This window comes from Pseudomonas sp. P5_A2_2 (assembly GCF_054177685.1).
Genome location: NZ_JBGCUL010000351.1, coordinates 1 through 4,478 on the forward strand (window position 1 = coordinate 1; position 4,478 = coordinate 4,478).

Below are 4,478 nucleotides of genomic sequence, written 5' to 3' on the forward strand. Positions count from 1 at the left end.
GGCGAAGTGCCGTGAATCAGGGCGCTTGACGGGCGCAGGGCGGCAATTGGCGGGTAACAGACCATTGGCCATTTACGGCTGTCTGAGCGGTGTGGATCGGCCAGTTTTTATTGGCCTCAGGGGGCAGGGATTCCCTTGGGGCGTGTCATCCAAACCATTAGGAGGATTTCGACGGCAACACAGTCATCTGGTGGGCGGGAACTCTTTTCATCCGCAAGACCGGTAATTTTCCGCATCGGTGCGATGGCGGGTGCCGGGCCAAGGCACGTTGTTGTATGGTTGTGGTCGAACCGTTGACCTCAAGAGCTTGAAAGGATATCGCTATGCTGGACTGGAAGAACCGCACAGGCAGTGCGCCTGAACGTGCCGCTGAACCGAAGTCGGAGACCCGCAGTTATCTGGGCGGTCTGCTGTTCAGCCGGGCGCTGGCCACTTTGCTGGGCATCTACCTGTTGGTGGCGAGTGTCCTGGGCTGGTACTGGAGCCAGGAGCCGGCGCTGTTCCCGGTCCAGCAGACCGCTCAACTGGCGGCCGAGAAAGAAGGCAAGCAGATGGTCGTTGGCTACACCACAGTGGAAACCCTGAAGACCGTCGCCGGCACCTTGCTGACCAAGCCGGGCGGCTATATTTCCAACGACCGATTCCCGCCAGGCCTGTGGATGGACAACATGCCGAGCTGGGAATACGGCGTGCTGGTGCAGGTCCGCGACCTGAGCCGGGCAATGCGTAAAGACTTCGCCCGTTCGCAGTCGCAGTCCGCCGAAGACGCCGACCTGGCCAAGGCCGAGCCGCGTTTCAACTTCGACAACAAGAGCTGGGTGCTGCCGTCCAGCGAGTCCGAATATCAGGAAGGCATCAACTCCCTGAGCCGCTATCAGGCGCGCCTGTCCGATCCGAACCAGAAGAGCGCGCTGTTCTATGCCCGCGCCGATAACCTGAACAACTGGCTGGGTGATGTCGGCACCCGTCTGGGTTCGCTGTCGCAACGACTGTCGGCCAGTGTGGGCCGGGTCAAGCTCAACACCGCGTTGAAAACCGAGGTGGTGGCACCGGGCGTCGCGCCGCAGGTCGACGAAGAAATCGTTGAAACCCCATGGCTGCAGATCGACAACGTGTTCTACGAAGCCCGCGGCCAGGCCTGGGCGTTGTCGCATTTGCTGCGCGCCATCGAAGTCGACTTCGCCGATGTGCTGGCCAAGAAGAACGCCACCGTCAGCGTGCGCCAGATCATTCGTGAACTGGAGGCGTCGCAGGAGCCGGTATGGAGCCCGATGATCCTCAACGGCAGCGGCTTCGGCGTACTGGCCAACCACTCGCTGGTCATGGCCAATTACATTTCCCGGGCCAACGCCGCGGTGATCGATTTGCGTCAATTGCTCAATCAGGGCTGAGTCATGGTCGATAACGCCAGAGAAGCCGCGCACCGCGCGGCGTCCGATGCCGAACAGATCGCCTGGGTCGACGAACAGGACAACCTGCTCGGCGCCCTGGTCCGTTCCGACTTGCGCGAGCGCGGGCTGATCGGGCGCGGCACCTACATCATGTTGTTCAATTCCGCTGGCGAGTTGTGCGTGCATCGCCGCACCCTGAGCAAGGCGATCTATCCCGGTTACTGGGACGTTGCGGCGGGCGGCATGGTGCTCGCCAGTGAAACCTACGCCGAGTCGGCGGCCCGGGAGCTGGAGGAAGAATTGGGCGTGAGTGGCGTGGAACTGACCGCCCATGACCACTTTTTCTTCGAGGACACCGGCAATCGCCTGTGGTGTTCGGCGTTCTCGGCGGTGTGGGATGGTCCGTTGATCCTGCAACCGGAAGAGGTGCTCGAAGCGCGCTTTATCCCCATTGATCAGGTCATGCTGGAAATCGGGCAAAAGCCTTATTGCCCGGACTCTCTGGCTGCGTTGAAGCGCTATTTGCGCTCACGCCGGAACGACGTCGCAAAACAGCTATAAATTGGCGCCGATTGGCTCTTAGCAATCGGCGTTTTTGCCGTTACACTGCGCGACCTTTTCAAACTGAACCGGTATTGCTTGTTGTTGTAGGAGCGAGCTTGCTCACGATGGACGTCAACGATAACGCAGGCATCCAGAATGAACGCATCGTCTTTGAGTTCATCGCGAGCGAGCTCGCTCCTACAGTGAAGTGAATGTTGTACCGATTCAGTAGCGCTGCCCCTGCCTGAGTGGGGCTTCGCGGTCGATAGCACTTCCCAAGTGCTGCGACCAGTCTTTGTCCTCCGAAGAGGATTGCCGGTGGCCAAAAAAGCCGCATCCTTCGCCGCCTTGGGCGGCCTGGTATTTTCCACCGACGCAGGTCGTCATTGCCCGGAATGCAGTAAACCGGTGGACGCCTGCATCTGCAAACAGACCGTTATCCCTGCCGGCGACGGCATCGCACGCGTGCGTCGCGAAAGCAAGGGCCGTGGCGGCAAGACGGTGACCACCATCACCGGCGTGCCATTGGCTGAAGACGCGCTCAAGGAACTGGCCACGACGTTGAAGAAACGTTGCGGTACCGGTGGGGCGTTGAAAGACGGTGTCATCGAAATCCAGGGCGATCATGTCGAGCTACTCTTGGCAGAACTGATCAAGCTCGGTTTCAAAGCGAAGAAGTCCGGCGGCTAGCAGCCTCTGTGAAAACCACCCTCGGTTTGATCCGGTCCTGATGGCATTCAGGCCTGGCGTCAGCCACATGGTTTTCACAGAGCCTGTTCATGACCGGTTTCTAAACTCGTTGCGGTCGGCGGGGTCTATTGCCTCGTTGACGAACCGTCATTTTCATTCTTTAGACTGCGCCGGCCTGAACCCAGGCGACGCACTATGACTTCTTTATAGGGGACTTCGATGTCCGTACGACGCACACGCAAAGACGATGGCAGCCAATGGACAGTTGCGGACAGCCGCAGTGTTTACGGGATTCGCCATTGGGGGGCCGGGTATTTCGCGATCAATGACGCCGGTCGCGTCGAAGTTCGTCCGAACGGTCCGAGCAGCTCGCCTATCGACCTGTTCGAGCAAGTCGACCAGCTGCGCAAAAGCGGCCTGTCCTTGCCGTTGCTGGTCCGTTTCCCGGACATTCTGCAAGACCGCGTGCGTCAGCTGACCGGCGCGTTCGACGCCAACATCGAGCGCCTGGAATACCAGAGCAAGTACACCGCGCTGTACCCGATCAAGGTGAACCAGCAGGAAGCGGTGATCGAGAACATCATCGCCACCCAGAACGTTTCCATCGGCCTGGAAGCCGGGTCCAAACCCGAACTGCTGGCGGTGCTGGCACTGGCGCCGAAGGGCGGCACCATCGTCTGCAACGGTTACAAGGACCGCGAGTTCATCCGTCTGGCGCTGATGGGCCAGAAGCTCGGCCACAACGTGTTCATCGTGATCGAGAAAGAATCCGAAGTTGGTCTGGTGATCGAAGAAGCGGCCTCGCTCAAGGTCAAGCCTCAGGTCGGCCTGCGCGTGCGCCTCTCGTCCCTGGCCTCGAGCAAGTGGGCGGACACCGGCGGCGAGAAATCCAAGTTCGGCCTGTCGGCCGCGCAACTGCTGTCGGTGGTCGAGCGTTTCCGCGCGGCCGGCCTGGACCAGGGCATTCGCCTGCTGCACTTCCACATGGGCTCGCAGATTGCCAACCTCGCGGACTACCAGCACGGCTTCAAGGAAGCGATCCGTTACTACGGCGAGTTGCGCAACCTTGGCCTGCCGGTGGACCACATCGACGTCGGCGGTGGCTTGGGCGTGGACTACGACGGCACGCACTCGCGTAACGCCAGTTCGATCAACTACGACATGGACGATTACGCCGGCGTCGTGGTCGGGATGCTCAAGGAATTCTGCGACGCGCAGAGCCTGCCGCACCCGAACATCTTCTCCGAAAGCGGCCGCTCCCTGACCGCCCACCACGCCATGCTGGTGGTGCAGGTGACCGACGTCGAGAAACACAACGACGATGTGCCGAAGATCGATAACAAGGAAGAGCTGCCGGAAACCGTTCAGTGGCTGGTTGACCTGCTAGGCCCGACCGACATCGAAATGGTCACCGAGACCTACTGGCGCGCCACGCACTACATGAGCGACGTGGCCACTCAATACGCCGATGGCAAGCTGACCCTGGCGCAAAAAGCCCTGGCCGAGCAATGCTACTTCGCCGTTTGCCGCCGCCTGCACAACTCGTTGAAGGCCCGTCAGCGTTCCCACCGTCAGGTGCTCGACGAACTCAACGACAAGCTGGCCGACAAGTACATCTGCAACTTCTCGGTGTTCCAGAGCCTGCCGGACACCTGGGCTATTGGCCAGGTCCTGCCGATCCTGCCGCTGCACCGTCTCGACGAAGAGCCGCTGCGCCGTGCAGTGCTGCAAGACCTGACCTGCGATTCCGACGGCAAGATCAAGCAGTACGTCGACGAGCAGAGCATCGAGACCAGCTTGCCGGTGCACGGTCTGAACGAAGGTGAAGACTATCTGCTGGGGATATTCCTGGTG

General features: G+C 60.5%; 4 protein-coding genes. All 4 read left to right on the forward strand.

The features are described from left to right. The first annotated feature begins 323 nt into the window (after positions 1–323). Positions 324–1,391, forward strand: a complete 1,068-nt coding sequence (locus tag ACXRVY_RS18080) for a DUF2333 family protein (protein ID WP_108219840.1) — start codon at positions 324–326, stop codon at positions 1,389–1,391. 3 nt (positions 1,392–1,394) lie between these two features. After that, positions 1,395–1,952 (forward strand): NUDIX hydrolase, encoded by a 558-nt coding sequence (locus tag ACXRVY_RS18085; protein WP_223462774.1) that lies wholly within the window; start codon positions 1,395–1,397, stop codon positions 1,950–1,952. 300 nt (positions 1,953–2,252) lie between these two features. Then, positions 2,253–2,624 (forward strand): translation initiation factor Sui1, encoded by a 372-nt coding sequence (locus tag ACXRVY_RS18090; protein ID WP_007991289.1) that lies wholly within the window; start codon positions 2,253–2,255, stop codon positions 2,622–2,624. A 219-nt stretch (positions 2,625–2,843) separates the two neighbouring features. Then, positions 2,844–4,478: arginine decarboxylase (gene speA / locus ACXRVY_RS18095; RefSeq protein WP_458237905.1), on the forward strand; the 1,635-nt coding region annotated here is incomplete at its 3' end.

Coding starts and splice junctions, on each gene's coding strand:
- ACXRVY_RS18085 (WP_223462774.1), top strand. CDS start 1,395: ATGGTCGATAACGCCAGAGAAGCCGCGCACCGCGCGGCGTCCGATGCC.
- ACXRVY_RS18080 (WP_108219840.1), top strand. CDS start 324: ATGCTGGACTGGAAGAACCGCACAGGCAGTGCGCCTGAACGTGCCGCT.